Below are 18,082 nucleotides of genomic sequence, written 5' to 3'. Positions count from 1 at the left end.
GCCATGAAGGCCAGGCTGTTCCTCAGCCATTCGAGCCGGGACAGCCGCGAAGCGGTCGCACTGCGGGTCTGGCTGATCGAGGCGGAACCCGGTCTGGCGGGTGAGATCTTCCTCGATCTCGACCCGGACACCGGGATTCCGGCAGGCGTGCGCTGGAAGGACGCGTTGCGCCGGGCAGGCGACCGCTGCGAGGCGGTCATCTGTCTGCTGTCGGACAACTGGGACAGTTCTCATGAGTGCAAGGTCGAATACCGCCATGCCGAGTCCCTGAACAAGCCGATCTTCACGGTCCGGCTCGAACCGCTGACCGGGCGCGACATGACCAGCGAGTGGCAGCGCTGCGACCTGTTCGGGGACGGACCGAAGACCACGATCCTGGTGGACGGGGAAAAGGTCGAGTTCCTGACAGAGGGGTTGCAGCGACTACGTCACGGTCTGCGGGCGGCCGGTATCGGCGCCGACACCTTCGGCTGGCCACCGCCCGGCGACCCGGGACGCGCACCGTACCGCGGGTGGGAGCCGCTCGAATCTGTCGATGCCGCAGTATATTTCGGTCGCGACGCGCAGATCGGGCGAGCGATGGACACCGTGCGCGGCCTGCGTGGCCTCGGTGGTGGCCACCTGTTCGTCGTCCTCGGTCCCTCCGGCGTCGGCAAGTCGTCGTTCGTGCGCGCCGGGTTGCTGCCTCGGCTGGCCCGCGACGACCGCCACTTCCGCACCATGGACATCGTGCGGCCGCACCGCAGGGCGCTCACCGGCGATGCCGGATTCGCGCGGTCGATTCACGCGTTGCGTGTCGGCGTCGGGCTGCGCCGGCCCTGCCTCACCGAGATCGAGGACGGTGTCCGCGACATCGAACAGGTGCGGGCCTGGCTGATCGAAGCACAGCAGGCCGCGCGCGATCGCGTTGTGGACTCCGGCGACGACCCGGCGCCGACGCTGATTCTGCCGATCGACCAGGCCGAGGAGCTGTTCGGCCCCGAGGCGGGGGAGCAGGCAGGCGTGCTGCTCACTCTCCTCGGCGGGCTGCTCGACCGCGAGCGTGGGATCGCGATGATCGCGGTCGCCACTATCCGTTCGGACCGCTACGAACCGCTCCAGACCGCACCCATGCTGGCGTCGGTCGCGGTGCGCCCGTTCGACGATCTGAAACCGATGCCGCAGGCCCAGTTCAAGGAGGTGATCGTCGGGCCCGCGCGGCGGGCGAGAGAAGCCGGCGCGGAGTTGTCGTTCGCCCCGGACCTGGTGGAACGTCTGCTCGACGACTGGTCCCGCGGCGCCGACACCCTGCCGCTGCTCTCGCTCACCCTCGCCCGGCTGTACCGGGACTACGGGGACGGGGAGATCACCCTCGCGCACTACGAATCCCTCGGTGGATTGCGGCGGGTGGTACAGCGGGAGGTCGACGAGCTCCTCGACGCCGATCCCGAGGTCCGGGCCGGGCAGTTGGCCATCCTGCGGCGGGCCTTCGTGCCGTGGCTGGCGACGATCAATTCCGGCAACGACCAGCCGATGCGCCGCCCGGCCCGCTGGTTCGATCTGCCGCCGGAGAGCCATCCGCTGCTCGAGGAGTTCGTCGCACGCAGGCTGTTGGTCAAAGACGAGCGAGACGGCGCCGTTGTCGTCGAGGTCGCGTTGGAAAGCCTGCTGCGCCAATGGGATACCCTCGCCGACTGGCTGCGGGTGCAGGCCGGCGAGCTGGAGGCCGCCGACAACCTCGAGCGGGCCGCGCAGGCGTGGGAGCAGAACGGACGGCGCGAGGAATGGCTGCTGTCGGGGTCACGGCTCACCGATGCCGAATCACTGGCCACCGCACCAGGATTCCGCGAGCGGCTCAACCCTGTCCGGGGATTGCTGCTGGCCTCACGGCAGGCCGAGGACGAGCGCATCGCCGAGGAACGTCGGCACCGGGAGGACGAGCTGCGGGCCGCCAGGGAACGCCAGCAGGCGGCGGAAACGTTGGCGGCCACGGAGAGCCGGGCGAAGGAGGACGCGCAGCGCAGCGCCAGGGCGTTGCACCGGCGGTCGCGGATTCTGCGGGCGGCGCTGGCGGTGACCATGGTGGCCGCGCTGGTCGCGGGTTTGCTGTGGGTGCGCGCGGATCGGGCGCAAGAACGTGCCGTCGCCGAGAGCCGTCGCGCGACAGCACTGGCATTGTCGGCGAACTCGCAGCTCATGCTCTCGGGCCGGTGGCCGGGAAAGAGCGACGACATCCTGGGTATGCAGATGGCTATCGCCGCGTACCGTCTCGGCGAGGGGACCGGGCGGGAGTTCGCCCTGCTCAACGCGATCCACCAGCAGGGCAAAATCCGCAAGATCGCCGACATGGACGAGGCCGACGTCTCCAGCGTCGCCTATAGCCCGAATGGGAAACAGATCGCTGCCACGCGTGGGAACGCGATCCAGCTCCTCGATGCCGCAACCTGGACCCCGATCGGCGCTCTGCTGTCAGGTCACGCGTCCGAAGTCACTCGCATCGCGTTCAGTCCGGACGGTGCCCGGCTGGTGTCCGTCGGCCGAGATCGAACTGTGCGGCTATGGGATGTCCAGTCCCAGAAGCAGATCGGGGCAGAAATGCGCGGCCACACCGGTGTGGTCGTCGGCGTCGCGTTCAGCCCGGACGGCCACCACATCGTGTCGGCGAGCTTGGATGAATCCGTCCGGCTCTGGGATGCCGAGACGCATCAGCAGATCGGCGAGATGACCGGGCACACCACGCCGGTGACCTCGGTGGCGTTCGGCGAGAACGGGTTGATCGCCTCGGGTGACGTCGGCGGCACCGTCCAACTGTGGGACGCTCGGTCCCAGCGGCCCTCGGGTGAACCGCTGACCGCGCATACCGGCAGCGCCGTGAACAGCCTTGCCTTCGACCGCGACGGTGACCGGCTGGTGGTCGCGGGATTCGATCTCCAGCAATGGGATACCAGGACCCGCCGCCCGATCGGGGAGCCGCTTCGCGGGCACACCGCCGCGGTAGAACAAGTCGTCTACAGCGGCGACAGCACGCAGATCGCTTCGGCAGGCGATGACAAGACGATCCGGCTGTGGGATGCCGCGACGGGCAGGCCCATCGGAGAGCCACTGGAGGGACACGAGCTGGTGGTGTCCAGTGTCGCCTTCCATCCCGACTCCGGTCGAATCCTCTCCGGCAGTATGGATTCCACCGTCCGCGAGTGGGATGTGGGTGGCGGGCGAACCATCCACCACGGCGCGAGAGTGCTGGGCGCGGACGTGAGCCCGGACGGCAGGCATATCGTCTCCGGCGGTGCGAACGGCACCATTCGGCAGTGGGATACCGGCACCGGTGCGCAGGTCGGTCCCTCGATCCGCGGCGACGAAGGCCTTTTCCAGCTCGCGGAGTACACAGCAGAAGGCACACAGCTGGAGGCCGCCGGGTTCAGCCCCGAATCCCTCACCTGGACCGAAATTCGGTTCTGGGATGCCGCATCGGGCGCTGCGGTCGGGCCGCCGATCCCGCTGCCGCCCGAAACGGCTGTTTTCGCACACGATCCTGGTCGGCGCAGGATCGTGATCGCCGGCGACGGAAAGGCCCAGATTCGAGACATGGCGAGTATGCGGCCGGTCGGACCGGAACTGCGCCACGACGACGGTTTCGTGCAGATGGTGTCGATCGACGACGCCGGAAGGCGTGTCGCCACCGGCGCCACCGACTACGCGGTCCGGTTGTGGGACGCCGACACCGGCAATCCGGTCGGCGACCCGATGGTCGGGGACGGGTGGGTCAAGAGCACCAGCTTCAGCCCGGACGGCCGCCTGCTCGCCGTCGGTTACGAAGACAAGACGATTCGCATCTGGAACACCGATACCGGCCAGGAAATCGGCGAACCCATGGTGCAGGACGGCCCCGCCACCAGAGTCCAATTCTCTCGGGACGGCCGCACACTGGTCACCGTCGGTACCGACAACGTGTTGCGGCTGTGGGATGTGGGAACGCACCGCCAGATCGGACCCGCCCTGGTCGGTCACGGCGCTCTCGTCACCGCTGTCGATTTCCTGCCCGACGGTTCGGGGATCATCTCGGCGAGCATCGACGAGACCATCCGGATGTGGCCCGTGCCGACCGCCTCGCCCGAGCAACTGTGCGCCAAGATGACGCACAACATGAGCCGGGAGATGTGGCGGGGCCGGGTCTCCTCGGAGATCGGCTACATCGAGCTCTGCCCGGGACTTCCGATCGCCGGCGAGGAGGAGTAGCCGATGTCCGACGACGATCTCCTGAACACTCTCTGGCAGCGCCGAACTCGCTGGTCGGCCACCGCTACCCGGATGAAGCGCCGGTTGGATCGAGTGCGGCTCACCGTCCTGTTCCTCGGCAGCTGGGGTGCGATCGCCACGGCCTCGACCACGACGATCCTGCGCTCGGCCGGCACCACGACCCGCGTCGTGGCGCTGTCGGGTGCGGTGGCGCTGGCGGTGGCGACGTTCCTCACCGCCCAGTACCTCACCGCGGAATCGACCCGCCGCTGGACCCGGGCACGGGCCGTCTCCGAAGGCATCAAGCAGAGAATTCTCACCTTCCGCGCCATCGGCGACACACAACAGACCGAGCGATTACAGGCCGAGATCGAAGGCATCGAACAGGCCGCAGAGGACCTGCTGCCGCTGCTCGCGCCCGGCGACGATGCCGTCCAGGCGCCGCGATCGATGCGGCCCGACGAGTACGTCCGTGACCGGGTACGGGCCCAGATCGACGGCTACTACCTGCCGACGGCCCGCTGCTACGGCGCCCGCGCGACCAGGTTGCGCCGCGCGGCCGTCGGACTCGGCCTCGCGGCCACGATCGTCGCCGCGATCAACACCGGCGTCGGCGCGGAATCGTCGGGCCGGATCGCTCCGTGGGTCGCGGTCATGACCACGCTGAGCGGATCGTTGCTGGCCTACCTCGCGGGCAAGCGGTACGACTTCCTGGTGATGACCTATCTCGCCACCGCGGATCGCCTGCGACGGCGGCTCGATCGGTGGCGCGCCGACGGATCACCCACCGATCGGGTGCGGTGGGCGGAATTCGTCACGGACTGCGAGAACACCATCTCGCTGGAGAACGCGAGCTGGATGGCGAAATGGAGCGAGCGCGCGGAGACCTGAACCCGTGCAGCCGAATCCGAGTTGCGGCAGGGGTGGCCCGTGCCGGATAACCTGAGCGCAGTCACGTGGGTGGTCGTGCGAAGGAGTGGTGATGGAGTTCGGGCCGGAGGCGATCCTTGCGGGATACCGCATCGAGCGCAGGCTCGGTGGCGGGGGAATGGGGACGGTGTATCTGGCCCAGCATCCTCGGCTGCCGCGCCGCGACGCCGTGAAGGTGCTCGATGGGCGGCTCGCGGTGGAGCCGACGTTTCGGGCCCGATTCGAGCGTGAGGCCGATCTGGCCGCGCGGCTGCGTCATCCGAATGTCGTGCAGATCTTCGATCGGGGCGTCGACGGCGATCGGTTGTGGATCGCGATGCAGTTCGTGGACGGGCTCGACGCGGCACAGCTGCTGCGCCAGGGGCTGTCGGTGCTCACGCCCCAGCGGGCGGTACGCATTGTCGCCGAGGCGGCGAAGGGACTGGACTACGCGCATCGGCAAGGCTTGCTGCATCGCGACATCAAACCGGCGAACCTGCTGATCGCCCGTGCCGACGACGGCACCGACGAGGTGATGGTCACCGACTTCGGGATCGCTCGGAGCATGGGGGAGACGACGAGTCTCACCTCCGCGGGATCGGTGCTCGGCACGCTCGCGTACGCGGCGCCCGAACAGCTCGAGGGGCAACCGCTGGACGTGCGCACCGACGTGTACGCCCTCGGCGGCACCCTCTACGAGCTGCTCACCGGGTTCGTGCCGTTCCAGCGGGAGAGTCCGGCCGCGTTGATCAGCGCGCATCTGATCGAGCCGCCGCCGCGTCCGTCGGCCGGACATCCGGGGCTGCCGCCTGCCCTGGACGGGGTGATCGCGCGGGCGATGGCGAAGAATCCGGACGACCGATACGCCAGCTGCGGTGAGCTCGCCGACGCGGCGATCTCCGCTCTCACCGGCGCGCCGGTGGTGGGGGAGACCGCTGTGCTGCAGCGGGATACGCCGCAGGCTCCTGGCAGGTCGCTGACCAGGAAAGTCCTGCTCGGTGTCGGTGGCGCGGCGGTGGTGGCCGCGGTGACCGCGTTCGCCGTGCTGACCGCCGCGAACAGGGGCGCTTCGGACGCGCCTGCCACGACGCAGACCGCGCGGATCGGCGCCGTCCCGAACAGCCCGAAGGCGGCGGCGGTCCTGCGCCCCTGGCTCGACGATGTCCTCGCCGGTGACATGAGTGCCCTGATCCGCAAGTGCTGGACCCAGTCGCCCGCCGAGATCCCCGGGATGTACGGCGATGTCGAGCAGATCGCCGATGCGGTGCGCCGACCCGGCAGCCTGGGCCAGTTCGGACCGTATTGGCAGAACGACGCGCTACAGGTCAGCCTGCGCCCCAGCGAGTTACGGTCCGTGTACGGCTGTCCGATCGTCAGTGACCGATCGTCGACCGGGCTCACCGAGGAGCAGGCTCGCTACACCGTCGAGCGCTATCTGAGCCGGGTGGTCGGCGACCCCGTGAACCCGGCCGACGTGGAACCGGACTACCCACTGCTGTGCAACGGCACCCAGCCGGGCACCGCCCTGTCCGGGGTGCGGCGATTCGAGGACAAGGCACTCACGGTCCGTAGCTCGACGGGCACCGTCGTCACCATCAACGCGCCGGTGAGCAGTGCGGACGGTGCGACATCAGCGGTCGCGCTCACCCTCGAGCACGCCGCGAACGGCTACTGCATCTCCCGCCTGGACCGTGCAGGCTGAGCTGGGGTTTCGAAAGCCCGGCGGCAGGTGCAGCTCATCCGAAAAGGGTGATCCGTCCAGCTCGCCGCGGTGGCTACGGTGGAGGAACGTCCACGCTGAATCCAGTCAGGAGTTGCCGTGCCGAAGTTGGAGATCAAGAGGAAAACAGAGCTCTCCCGCACAGAGGTAGGCGAGCGGCTCATCATGATCGGACGGGCCCTCGCCCACGGCTCCGAAGTGGAACTGAAGACCGGTGACGACTCGATCGAGATCGTCGTCGCCGACCGCCTCCAGTGGGAATTCGAGATCGAAGTCGACGGCGACGAGACCGAAATCGAAATCGAGATCAAGTGGCACGACGATCCCGCCGCCGAGACGAGGTCCGACGCGAAACCGGCCCCGGCCCCGGCTCCGAAACCGGCGCCGAAACCGAGACCGGCCACGAAATCGGCGTCGAAACCGGCACCGGCCAAGGCGGTGCGCCGTCCCCGGTCGCGCAAGACCACCGCCAAGTGAACCGCCTCCATGAACTCGCCGGACACTGCCGGTAGCCACGCTCGACGCTGGTGGGCGCGACTGGCGTTCGTCGCCGCTGCCGCCGCTGTGGTGGTGCCCGTGCTCGCCGCAGGGGTGTTCGGCGCGTTGGCGTTGCTGATCGTCGGCACCGGCGGCGTCGTGGTCGCTGTGGCGGCGCTCTACTCGTTCATCACCCGGTTCGGCATCCTGCGGTGGATCGCACTGGGGGTGGCGCTGCTCGCGCCGGTCGTCGTGGTGGTGTCATTCGTGCGGGCGAATCTGCTGTGGGTGGTCCTGGTGTGGGGTGCGCTCGCGCTGGTGACCCTCGGCGCCGCCCGCGCCGCCCTGCGCGGCAGCGGTTCGGACGCGAAGATGCCGGAATTTCCGGTCCCACCTCCGCAGCGCCCCTTCCTGATCATGAATCCGCGCTCCGGTGGCGGGAAGGTGACGAAGTTCGACCTGGTGCGCAAAGCCGAAGAACTCGGTGCCCGCGTGGCGTTGCTCGAAGGACCCGAGGAAATCGACGTCACCGCACTGGCTCACCAGGCAGTCGCGGAGGGCGCCGATCTGCTCGGGGTCGCCGGCGGCGACGGGACCCAGGCCCTCGTCGCGGCTGTGGCGGTCGAACACGATCTGCCGTTCCTGGTGATCAGCGCCGGCACCCGCAATCACTTCGCCATGGATCTCGGGCTCGATCGCGCGGATCCCACCCGGTCACTCGACGCCCTGCGCGACGGTGTGGAGTTGCGCGTCGATCTGGGCACCGTGAACGGACGGCCCTTCGTCAACAACGCCTCGTTCGGGGTCTACGCGGAGATAGTGCGCAGTCCGGAATATCGCGACGACAAGACCGCGACGGTGCTGGCGCTGCTTCCCGACCTGCTCACTGGACACAGCGGCCCGAAACTGGTCGCCCGGATCGGTGCGATGGCGGTGGAGGGACCACAGGCGATCCTGGTGAGCAACAACCCGTACGGCAGCAATGATCTAGCGGGCCTGAGCCGTCGTATTCGCCTCGATCGCGGTGTTCTCGGCGCGGTCACGCTGTCGGTCACCAGCACCAGGGAAGCGGTCGGTCTGCTGCGCCGAACCCGACTTCGCGGCCTGTCGCAGGAGACAGCGATCGAGCTGATCGTCGACGCCGACGCCCCCGAGATCCCGGCAGGCATAGACGGCGAATCCCTGTTGCTCGCTACACCCGTCCGGTGCACCATCCAGCCGGGGGCTCTGCGCGTGCTGGTACCCAGAACCAGACCGGGAGTGCGTCCCGCCGCCGCGGCCTTCGACTGGGCACGACTGTGGCAGACGGCGCGCTGGGCTCGTCCGAGCTCATAGCTGGGCCAGCTGGTCGTCGAGCCGGGCCAGCCATCTGTCGAGCAGTTCGACATGCTCGGGGGTCGCCCGGTCGCGTACTCGACGCAGGGAGTCTCGCAGACCTGTGACGACCATCGGGGAGCGGGCGGCGAAGGCGATGTCGTCGACCCCGGTCCGGACGAATTCCTCCCATCCCGGCAGATGAACGACCAGCCTGTCGACACCGGCGTTGTCGGTGACCCGCAGCGGTTCGAGACGTGCCTCGGCCACCCATCCGAGAAGATCCTCCAACTCGTCGATGGCCTGTACGGCAGTCGCCGGATCGTTCACGGCGCTGGACAACGCGCGCAGCGCGATATCGGCCAGCAGCCGAAGCGCGAGCAGCGGGTCCTGCTCGAAGGTTCGTTCGGTGCCGACGACGAGACCGCCCAGCACAGCGTCTTCCGGCAGTTCGCCGCCGTGCACATCTGCCACGTGACAGCCGTGATGCAGTGTGGCGCCAGGATTCTCACGTAAGACGATGGTCACGTTCGCGGCCGTCGCGGCGTCGATCAGGTCGGCCGTCTCGACCCGTTGCAGCACTGCGGGCGGCTGCTTCCAGACAACCGTCGTCCGCACGGGCGGCAGCTGTGGCGAGTCGAGGCGGGGTGCGGGGTACAGGGCGGTGAGCACCGTCCGCCCGTGATCGGCGATCGTACTGAGCGCGGGCACCAACTGAATGGCGGCGAAGGCCCGCAACAGCAATGCCCGCAACAGCACGAGCAGCACGAACAGCGCCAGCATCGCGAGGACCGGCACGACCGCCGAAACCTCGGGACTTCTGCCGATGGCGAGGGCCGCGGTCACACAGAACACGACCAACCCGAGGGCGAACCCGAAGGTCCGCCAGATGAAGGGGTCGTCGCGGAACAGCATCAACCGTGGCGTGAACGTGGACATCACCCACTGCACCACCAGGAAAAGCAGCGAGAAGATCAAGGCCACCGCACCGAGCAGGCCGATTCCGATCGAGAGCAGCGCGTCGGTCACCGGGGCGCTCGGCGCGCGTGGTCCCCAGGCGATCCTCGGGGCGGCCAGGCCCGCGCCGAGCCCGGCGAGCATGAAGGCGAGCTGGGCCAGACCGGCTCGCAGGCGGCGTGGGCGTGCTGTCCGGGCGGGCATTCGCCGATGGTCACACATCGGCCGTGAGCTCGGCTCACCCGAAAAGGATGACTCCTCGCGACAGTGGCCCGGTGCGTCGGTGGCGGGGCGAGAGGGGGTCGACTGGGCCGGCTGACCGCCAGGGCTAGTGGTCGACGAGGTCGTCGGCGGAAATCCGGGCGAGTTCTTCGGCGAGGGCGGCGACGGTGTCGCGGATCTGGTCTTCGGTGTGGCAGGAGGTGACGAAGAAGCGGAGCCGGGCCAGGTCTTCCGGCACGGCGGGATAGATGATCGGGTTGACGTTGATCGCGCGATGCAGCAGCGCGGTGGATAGTTTCAGCGTCTTCATCGAGTCGCCGACGATGCACGGGATGATCGGAGTGTTGTGGCTGTCGCCGGTGTTGATGCCCGCCTCGCGGGCGAGGCGAAGGAACAGTTCGGCATTGTGTCGAAGGCGGTCGAGCGGCGTGTGGTCGGTCCGTAGCAACCGCATCGCGGCCAAGGACGCGGCCGCGTTCATCGGTGTCATGCCGACGCTGTAGACGAAGCCCGGAGTGGTGTATTTCAGGAATTGGACCAGCTCCGCGCTGCCTGCCACATAGCCACCGCAGCCCGCGAGCGCCTTCGACATCGTGCCGGACCACAGCTCGACATCACGGCGGTCGACATCGAAGTATTCGCCGATGCCGCCGCCGTTCTCGCCGAGTACGCCGACGCTGTGCGCCTCGTCGATCATCAGCAGGGCCCGGTGCTTCTTCTTGATCTCGATGATCGCGGGCAGATCGGGGATGTCACCGTCCTGGCTGTAGACGCCTTCGATGAGGATGAGGACCCGGCGGTACTGGTGCCGGATCTCGGTCAGCAACGCGTCGAGGGCGGCGTGGTCGTTGTGCGGGAACGGTCTGCGGGTGGCACCGGAGAGTCGGCAGCCCTGCAGGATGGAGTCGTGCGCCAGGCTGTCGTGGATCACCAGATCCTCGGGGCCGACCAGATGGCCGATGATCGTCACGTTCGTCGAATGACCGCCCACCAGTGCGATCGCGCCCTCGGTACCGAGCAGGGCGGCCAGTTCGGTCTCGAGTTCACGATGGATCGGCTTCTCGCCGGAGAGCAGCCGGCTGGCCGAGACCGAACTGCCGTAGCGGGCCACGGCGTCTTGCACGGCGGCGACGACGGCGGGGTGACCCGACATCCCCAGATAGTTGTAGCTGGAGAAGTTGACCACCTGGGTGCCACCGATGAACGAGGTGTCTCGGGTGACGCCGTCGTTGATCAGGAAGTAGGGGTTGGCCAGGCCCAGTGCTTCGCCGCCCGCGAGCCGATCGGTGATGGCTCGCACCTCGGCGAAGTCGGAGATCCGGTACTCGGGGGCGACGCCTGCCTGCCTGGCTTCGGCTGCGGTGGAGGTGGTTTCGGATGTCTCGACCGACGTGTTCGGCGCGGCAGGGGAATCGGTGCGTCGACCGGTGAAGTGGGCGATGACATCGCCGAGCGTCGTTGTCCCCGTGACCAGGGCCGGGTCGACGGTCGTGCCGGGGATCTTGCGGGTCAGACCGGTGAACAGGTCGGTGAGCATGAGCGAGTCGAAGCCCAGGCTGTCGCCGAGTGTTCGGCTGTCCGCCAGCCGGTCGGCGGGAAATCCGCTCACCCTGGCCACCTCCGCGCGGACGATCGCGGCGGCGTCCGGGGCGTGATCGTGGCGCACGGAGCCGGAGCCGGTGTCGAGGGGTGTGCCGGGTGCCTGGCCGGGCGCCGCCAGCAGGCCCGCCAGTACCGCGTTCTGTTCACGGAAGAGCGCGATCAGTGAGTCCATCGTCGTTTCCTCGGTAGGTGCGGAGTGGGGTGTGGGTGCCGATGCGCCGACGTCGTCGACGGTGGGTGGCTCCACCCAGAACCGGTGCGCGCCAGAGAACTCGTACACCGGCAGGCGGTGACGGACGCGCTGCGCGGGTTCGTAGAGTTCGTTCCACACGGGGTCGAGACCGTCGCGGTAGAGCGCGGCGACGGTGGCGGCGAGGTCGTCGCCGGTCGCGCCGGGGCCGGGACTCGGGGACAGGCAGCGTGCACCGAGCCCGGGATCGATCCTGCGCACCGCCGCGGCGAGTACGCGCCGGGGGCCGACCTCGATGAGGTGCGTCGGGTCGGTGCCGAGCGCGGCGTGGACGGCGTCGCCGAAACGGACTGTGGCGCGGACGTGTTCGGTCCAGTACTCGGCGTCCATCACCTCCTCGGGATCGAGCAGCCTGCCGTGCACGGTCGAGTAGATCGGCAGTGCGGCGGCGCGGTAGGCGCAGGTACTGGCGATGGTGTCGAACTCGGCGAGCATCGGCGCCATCAGCGGACTGTGGAACGCGTGCGACACGGTGAGTGGTTTCGCGATCACCGACCGGGTGCGCAGCGCCGAGGCGATACGGTGCAGCGCCTCGGCGTCGCCGGAGAGGACGAGATCCTCCGGGCCGTTGACGGCGGCGACCACCACGGCGGGTTCGTCGGTGAGCAGGTCGGCGATCCGCTCGGTGGCGGCGCGTACGGCCAGCATCGCGCCACCGGCCGGCAGTCGTTGCATCAGCCGTCCCCGTGCGGTGACCAGCTTGCAGGCGTCGTCGAGATCGAAGACACCCGCCACCGCCGCGGCCGCGAATTCGCCGATGCTGTGCCCGATCAGCCAGACCGGTCGGATGCCGAGGTCGGCGAGCGTCTTGGCGATGGCGTATTCCATGGCGAAGATCGCCGGTTGCGCGAGGGCGGTGGGATCGAGGTCGGCGTGTTCGTCGAGCAGCAGGTCTCGGATCGATCGGCCGAGGTGGGCGGCCATGGCGGTATCGACGAGTTCGAGCGCGCGCCGGAACCCCGGGCTCGTCTCGTGCAGAGCTCGCCCCATACCGGGGAATTGCGAGCCCTGACCGGTGAACATCCAGCCGGCGCGCACCGGCTGCGCGAGACCGTGCCGCCGGCTCACGTCTTCGCCTGTGCCGTCAACGGGGTGCAACTGCGCGATTGCCTCGTCGCGGTGGTGGGCGACGACGGCGAGCCGGTGCCGACCCGACGACTTGACCTGATTGCTCGTCCAGCAGAACTGGGCGAAGTGGTCCTCCGTGACCGATGTCAACGCCTCCGACATCCGGATCGCGTTGCGCCGCAGTCCATCCTCGCTGTCCGACGAGAGGGTGATCACCCTCGCTCCGGCTGCTCCAGGTGCCCCGGACACTGCCGACGTGGCGGGAACCTCGGATGGTGCGGGCGATGCGGTGGCGCTCGCCAACACCATGTGCACATTCGTACCGCCGAGCCCGAAGCTGCTCACCCCACCGTGCGCGGGTCCGTCGAGCGGCATCGGATCGTCGAGCAGGCGCAGGCCGTGCCGGGCCATCTGCAGGCGCGGATTCTCCTGGTCGGCGAACCTGGACGGCGGGACCACCCCGTGGTGCAGGCTGAGGACGGCTTTGATGAGCCCGGCCACGCCCGCGGCCCCCTCGGTGTGGCCGAGGTTGCCCTTGATCGACCCGATCCCGCAGGGCCGCGCCCGGTTGCTCCCGTGCAGCTTGCCGAGCGCCTTGACCTCGATCATGTCGCCGAGAACCGTTCCGGTGCCGTGTGCCTCGATGAAGTCGATGTCGTCGGGCCGTACGCCCGCTCGCCGGTAGGCTTCGCCGATCACCTTCTGTTGCGCCCATCGGTTCGGCGCGGTGATGCCGTTGCTGCGCCCGTCGGAGTTGACGGCGCTGCCTTTGATCACCGCGTAGATCGGCAGCCCCGCGGCCTCGGCATCCGCCAGGCGGCGCAGGACGAGCACTGCCACGCCTTCACCGCGCACGATCCCGTCGGCGTTGCCGCTGAACGGTTTACACCGCGCGTCCGGCGCCGACAGACCCGCCTGGGTGTAGAACACGCCGACGGCCGGGGTCAGCACGAGATTGACGCCCCCCGCGACGGCTTGGTCGCAATCGCCCGCTGCCAGGGCATTGCACGCGAGGTGGACCGCGACCAGCGACGACGAGCATGCCGTGTCGACCGCGATGCTCGGCCCTTCGAGGTCGAACTGGTAGGACAGCCGGTTCGCGGTCATGAAGTATCCGTTGCCGGATCCGTGCTGCGGCGTGATCGCGGCGTAGTCGCTCATCTGCAGATTGGCCCACTCGTTGGCCATCACGCCGACATAGACCCCGGTCCGTGAGCCTGCCTGCGCCCGGGGGTCGAGCGCGGCGTCCTCGAAGGCTCGCCAGGTGGCCTGCAACAGCAGTCGTTGTTGCGGGTCCATCGATTCGGCCTCGTGTGCGGTGATGCCGAAGAATTCGGCGTCGAACGCGTCGGCGTCGTCGATGAATCCGCCGCTGCGGGTGTTGATGGTGCCGGGTGCGCCGGCCGGGTCGTGGAAGTCGTCGGCGTTCCAGCGGCTCGACGGGACGTCGGAGATCGCGTCGCGGCCGTCGATCAGCAACTGCCACAACCGCGCCGGGTCGGCGGCGTGCGGGAAACGGCAGTCGAGGCCGACGACAGCGATATCGGTCATGCCGCGACGGCGATTTCGGCGGTGAGGTAGGTGGCGATGGCCGCGATGGTGGGGTATTCGAAGACCAGGGTCGGGTCGATGTCGAGCATCCACCGGTCTTCGATCTCGCCGCACAGGGCCACTGCCGACACCGAGTCCATGCCGAGTTCGGCGAGCGGGATCGTCGGGTCCACCTGGTGCGGTGCGCGTTCGGTGTAGTCGGCGACGCGCTCGATGAGCCAGTCCTGGGTTGTCGTGGAGTGAGTGGTGATGGTGGCGAACATGTTTCGGCTCCTCAGTGGGTCGCGGTCGAGGATCGGCTCAGGGCCGGTTCGAGGTCTTCGTGCAGGACGGTCGAGATGCTGTTGTCGACGAAGGCCTCGCGCATCGAGGCCCGTTGGACTTTGCCGCTGGTGGTGCGGTGCACGGAGCGGCTCTCGATGAGGACGACGCTCGGTGCGGGGACATCGAAACCGCGGGCGACCGCGATCTTGATCGTCGAGGTCAGCTCGGCGAGGGTGGTACCGCGCAGCAGCGCTGTCTTGATGCCCTGCACGACGACGAGTCGTTCCCGGCCACCTGCTTCGACGGAGACGGCCACGCCGGTGGTGAGCGCGGGATGCAACTCCTCCACCAGTTCCTCGACATCCTGCGGGTAGAGGTTGCGGCCGTTGATGATGAGCAGGTCCTTGAGCCGCCCGGTGACGAACAGTTCGCCGTCGCGCAGCATTCCGAGGTCGCCGGTGCGCAGGAAGGGTCCTTCGTCGCCGAGATACGCGTCGAAGGTGTGCCTGGTCTCCTCGGGCCGATTCCAATAGCCGGCTGCCACGCTGTCGCTGCGAACCCAGATCTCGCCGACGGTGTCGTCGACGGACTGCTGCCCGGTGTGCGGGTCGACGACGCGGACGGTGAGACCGCGCGCCGGTTGTCCGCAACCGACCAGCAGGCTGTCGGGTCCGTCGGTGACGACTGGCGGTGCGTCGACCGGGCCGGCCGTGACGAGCAGCGTCGCCTCGGCCAGACCGTAGGCGGGCAGCAGCGCGGTCGGTCGCCACCCCGCCGGTGCGAACCGTTCGCGCATCGCGGTGATGGTGCGTTCGCGGACCGGCTCGGCGCCGCACAACGCCACCTCGAGGGTGGACAGGTCGAGGGTGGCCAATTGCTCGTCGGTGACGCGCTTGGTGATCAGTTCATAGGCGAAGTTCGGGGCGGCGGTGCAGGTGGCGCGGTACTTGTCGATCGCCTGTAGCCAGCGCACGGGGCGTTTGAGGAAGGTGGTGGGCGACATGAACACCAGGTTCGCGCCGGCGTAGATCGAGGCGAGCAGCGAGCCGATCAGGCCCATGTCGTGGAATTGCGGGATCCAGGTGACGCCGGTCGAGGTGTCGTCGCTCCCGATCGCGGCGGCGATCGCGGCTTCGTTGTGCAGGAGGTTGCCGTGGGTGACGACGACACCCTTCGGGGTGCCGGTCGAGCCGGACGTGTACTGCAGGAACGCGATGGTCCCGGTGTCGATGTCGGGCAGGCGCCACGCGTCGGGGTCACCGAGCTGTTCGTCGGTGGCCATCACGGCCGCGGTGGTGGCCGCGGCGACCATCGGCTGGAAGTTGGCGGTGGTCAGAACCAGGCGGGCGCCGGAGTCGGCGATGATGCCCGCTACGCGCCGCGTGCTGCGCTCGTCGTGCGGCAGGGGCGCGGGCACCGCGATGACGCCCGCGTAGAGGCAGCCGAGGAAGGCCCGCAGGAAAGCCATGCCGTCGTGGTAGAGCAGAACGACGGGTTCGGTCGATTCCGGGCGATCGGCCAGCCACGCGGCGAGCGCCCTGGCATCGCGATCGAGATCGCGGTAGGTGACGACCTCCTCGACGAGCTCGCGCCCCGCCTCACGCAGGTAGATGTAGGAGCGGGTCTCGCCGTAGACGCGAACCTGCTGCCTGACGTGGTGCACGTAGCTGGGCTGCATGTGGCCTTTCCTTCACCGGGGAGAAAGTCATAGGGACTGACTATGACTATCCGCTCTCTGTGCCGGTCCGGATAGTGCCCGCAGGTATCACCCGGCGAACCCGGGGGTGGCCGCTGTCCACCCCTGGGTGTGGGCCGCCGTGGCCTCGCCGCGATCGCGCGCACGACTCAGATGACGATGACCCGGCGTCCGCGTGAGTGACCGGCCTGGCTGTCGACGTGCGCCGCGGCGGCGTCGGACAGCGAGTACGACTTCTCGACCGGGATACGCAGTGTGCCCTGCGAGATGAGGGCGGCGGCCTCGGCGAGCGCATCCGGCACGCTCCCCGCCACGCCGGAGAATCGGACCCCGAGGGAGGGTGCACCGAGATCGGCGATGGTGAGCACCCGCTGTGGATCCCCGGTCAGCTCGACGAGCTCGCCGATCACCCCCGAGCCCGCCAGATCGAGGGCCGCGTCGACCGGCCCGAACCGGCGCACCCGCTCGACCCAACCCTCGCCGTACGTCGTGGGGAGGGCGCCGAGGCTCCGGAGATAGTCCTGGTTCGCGGCCCCCGCGGTGCCGATCACCGTGATGCCACGCTCGCGCGCGATCTGCAGCACCGCCGATCCGACACCCCCCGACGCGCCGCTGACCAGCAGTGTCTGCCCGGCCCGCACACCGACCTCGCCGATGACGCGCAGCGCGGTCTCCACCACGGAGGGGTACCCAGCGGCTTCCTCGAACGTCAGGCCCGCCGGCATGCGGGCCCAGGCCGTCAGCACGGCGAACTCGGCATAGGTGCTCGAGCCTTCGCCGAACACCGGGTCGCCGACCTCGACTCCGTCGACGCCCGCGCCGACCTCGTCCACCACCCCGGCCGCGTCCAGCCCGACACCGGCGGGCAAGGCGATCGGATGCGCCCCGAGGATCTGGCCTTCGCGCAGCCGCCAGTCGACAGGGTTGACGCCCGCCGCGCGCACCGCGATGCGAATCCGGCCGGGTCCCGCGTGGGGCTCCTCGGCATCGATGAGTTGCAGGACGTCGGGACCGCCGAACTCGGCGAAGCTCACTTTCCTCATGCCTCGAACGTAACACTAACGGTTAGTGTTTTGAAACAGGTATGAATTCATAACTGATACAGATTCCTAACTGGTAGCCTCCTGGCATGACCGTGCCGACCGGACGTCGTGAGCGCAAAAAGGCCGCGACCCGCCAGAAGATCGCCGATACCGCCCTGCGGCTCTTCCTGGAACGCGGGTACGACGAGGTGGGCATCCGCGAAGTCGCCGCTGAGGCCGACGTTGCCGTCACGACACTGTTCGCCCACTTCGCCGCCAAAGAGGCCCTGGTGTTCGAGCGGGACGAGGACTTCGAACAGGGACTCGTGCGGGCGGTCACCGACCGGGCGGCCGACGAACCGCTCATCCCCGCGCTGCGGCGCGAAATCCATGCCATGGTGCGACATTGCTCGGCGGACGGCGCCGCCCCGATCTGGCACATGATCGACGAATCCCCCGCGTTGCGCAGGTACGGGGAGTCGATGCGGGTGCGCCATGCGCAGGTGCTGGCAGCGGCCGTCGCCGCCGATCCCGCGTTGGCGCGGACCACGACGGAGAGCGCGGCGATCGCGAGGTTCGTGATCGACGCCTACTCGCTGGGCCGGGAGGCCGCCGATCCGGAAGCCGCGGTGGACGAGATCTTCCGGATGATCGAGGCGGCCTGGGAGTGCACCGGCCCCGGGGCTTCGGTATAGCCGGCGGGACGAACCGGAACGGGCGGCCGCAGGTGCCTGCGGCCCCCCCGCAGCACCCCATAACCCACCCCCGCCCGGGCGGAACGCCAGCGGTGGAAACGGCCCCCCGGGGCGGACAAC

11 protein-coding genes are annotated in these 18,082 nt (G+C 68.8%); 6 read left to right on the top strand and 5 right to left on the bottom strand.

The features are described 5' to 3' along the window. The first annotated feature begins 3 nt into the window (after nt 1-3). From ACWGCN_RS20415 to ACWGCN_RS20395, 5 genes are all read left to right on the top strand, one after another. Entirely contained in the window at nt 4-4,215 is a 4,212-nt protein-coding gene (locus ACWGCN_RS20415; protein WP_452457802.1) for an nSTAND1 domain-containing NTPase, read from the top strand. Nucleotides 4,216-4,218: 3 nt separating this feature from the next. Beyond that, nucleotides 4,219-5,106, top strand: a complete 888-nt coding sequence (locus tag ACWGCN_RS20410; protein WP_452457803.1) for a DUF4231 domain-containing protein — start codon at nt 4,219-4,221, stop codon at nt 5,104-5,106. A 91-nt stretch (nt 5,107-5,197) separates the two neighbouring features. Then, the gene (locus tag ACWGCN_RS20405) at nt 5,198-6,826 is read left to right on the top strand and encodes a serine/threonine-protein kinase (protein ID WP_452457804.1); all 1,629 of its coding nucleotides are present in this window, start codon (nt 5,198-5,200) and stop codon (nt 6,824-6,826) included. Nucleotides 6,827-6,943: 117 nt separating this feature from the next. Continuing rightward, on the top strand, nt 6,944-7,321 hold the full coding sequence (locus ACWGCN_RS20400; protein ID WP_378993956.1) for an amphi-Trp domain-containing protein: 378 nt from the start codon (nt 6,944-6,946) through the stop codon (nt 7,319-7,321). Between the two features lie 9 nt (nt 7,322-7,330). Further along, nucleotides 7,331-8,656, top strand: a complete 1,326-nt coding sequence (locus ACWGCN_RS20395) for a diacylglycerol/lipid kinase family protein (RefSeq protein ID WP_452457805.1) — start codon at nt 7,331-7,333, stop codon at nt 8,654-8,656. On the opposite strand, the gene ACWGCN_RS20390 is transcribed toward ACWGCN_RS20395, so the two are convergent. From ACWGCN_RS20390 to ACWGCN_RS20370, 5 genes are all read right to left on the bottom strand, one after another. Continuing rightward, on the bottom strand, nt 8,651-9,796 hold the full coding sequence (locus ACWGCN_RS20390; RefSeq protein WP_452457806.1) for a DUF2254 family protein: 1,146 nt from the start codon (nt 9,794-9,796) through the stop codon (nt 8,651-8,653). The two genes, ACWGCN_RS20395 and ACWGCN_RS20390, sit on opposite strands and share 6 nt — an antisense overlap. A 124-nt stretch (nt 9,797-9,920) precedes the next feature. Further along, nucleotides 9,921-14,285: a type I polyketide synthase gene (locus ACWGCN_RS20385; RefSeq protein WP_452457807.1), complete on the bottom strand. Its 4,365-nt coding sequence runs from the start codon at nt 14,283-14,285 to the stop codon at nt 9,921-9,923. Then, on the bottom strand, nt 14,282-14,548 hold the full coding sequence (locus ACWGCN_RS20380) for an acyl carrier protein (protein ID WP_378993964.1): 267 nt from the start codon (nt 14,546-14,548) through the stop codon (nt 14,282-14,284). Before ACWGCN_RS20380 ends, ACWGCN_RS20385 begins: the two co-directional genes overlap by 4 nt. 11 nt (nt 14,549-14,559) lie before the next feature. Further along, nucleotides 14,560-16,227, bottom strand: a complete 1,668-nt coding sequence (locus ACWGCN_RS20375) for a fatty acyl-AMP ligase (RefSeq protein WP_452457808.1) — start codon at nt 16,225-16,227, stop codon at nt 14,560-14,562. A 167-nt stretch (nt 16,228-16,394) separates the two neighbouring features. After that, on the bottom strand, nt 16,395-17,288 hold the full coding sequence (locus tag ACWGCN_RS20370) for an NADP-dependent oxidoreductase (RefSeq protein WP_452457809.1): 894 nt from the start codon (nt 17,286-17,288) through the stop codon (nt 16,395-16,397). A gap of 86 nt (nt 17,289-17,374) precedes the next feature. On the opposite strand from ACWGCN_RS20370, the gene ACWGCN_RS20365 reads away from it, so the two are divergent. Next, entirely contained in the window at nt 17,375-17,962 is a 588-nt protein-coding gene (locus tag ACWGCN_RS20365; RefSeq protein ID WP_452457810.1) for a TetR/AcrR family transcriptional regulator, read from the top strand. The last annotated feature ends 120 nt before the right edge of the window (nt 17,963-18,082 follow it).

The sequence above is a fragment of the Nocardia sp. NPDC055050 genome (assembly GCF_053608345.1).
The sequence above is the reverse complement of the archived record's forward strand: the minus strand, read 5'-3'. Positions and strand labels throughout refer to the sequence as shown.

What these genes read in the sequence shown, in the direction of transcription:
- ACWGCN_RS20375 (WP_452457808.1), bottom strand. Translation starts at nt 16,227, where the DNA reads ATGCAGCCCAGCTACGTGCACCACGTCAGGCAGCAGGTTCGCGTCTAC.
- ACWGCN_RS20390 (WP_452457806.1), bottom strand. Translation starts at nt 9,796, where the DNA reads ATGCCCGCCCGGACAGCACGCCCACGCCGCCTGCGAGCCGGTCTGGCC.
- ACWGCN_RS20370 (WP_452457809.1), bottom strand. Translation starts at nt 17,288, where the DNA reads ATGAGGAAAGTGAGCTTCGCCGAGTTCGGCGGTCCCGACGTCCTGCAA.
- ACWGCN_RS20380 (WP_378993964.1), bottom strand. Translation starts at nt 14,548, where the DNA reads ATGTTCGCCACCATCACCACTCACTCCACGACAACCCAGGACTGGCTC.
- ACWGCN_RS20385 (WP_452457807.1), bottom strand. Translation starts at nt 14,285, where the DNA reads ATGACCGATATCGCTGTCGTCGGCCTCGACTGCCGTTTCCCGCACGCC.
- ACWGCN_RS20405 (WP_452457804.1), top strand. Translation starts at nt 5,198, where the DNA reads ATGGAGTTCGGGCCGGAGGCGATCCTTGCGGGATACCGCATCGAGCGC.
- ACWGCN_RS20415 (WP_452457802.1), top strand. Translation starts at nt 4, where the DNA reads ATGAAGGCCAGGCTGTTCCTCAGCCATTCGAGCCGGGACAGCCGCGAA.
- ACWGCN_RS20410 (WP_452457803.1), top strand. Translation starts at nt 4,219, where the DNA reads ATGTCCGACGACGATCTCCTGAACACTCTCTGGCAGCGCCGAACTCGC.
- ACWGCN_RS20365 (WP_452457810.1), top strand. Translation starts at nt 17,375, where the DNA reads ATGACCGTGCCGACCGGACGTCGTGAGCGCAAAAAGGCCGCGACCCGC.
- ACWGCN_RS20395 (WP_452457805.1), top strand. Translation starts at nt 7,331, where the DNA reads ATGAACTCGCCGGACACTGCCGGTAGCCACGCTCGACGCTGGTGGGCG.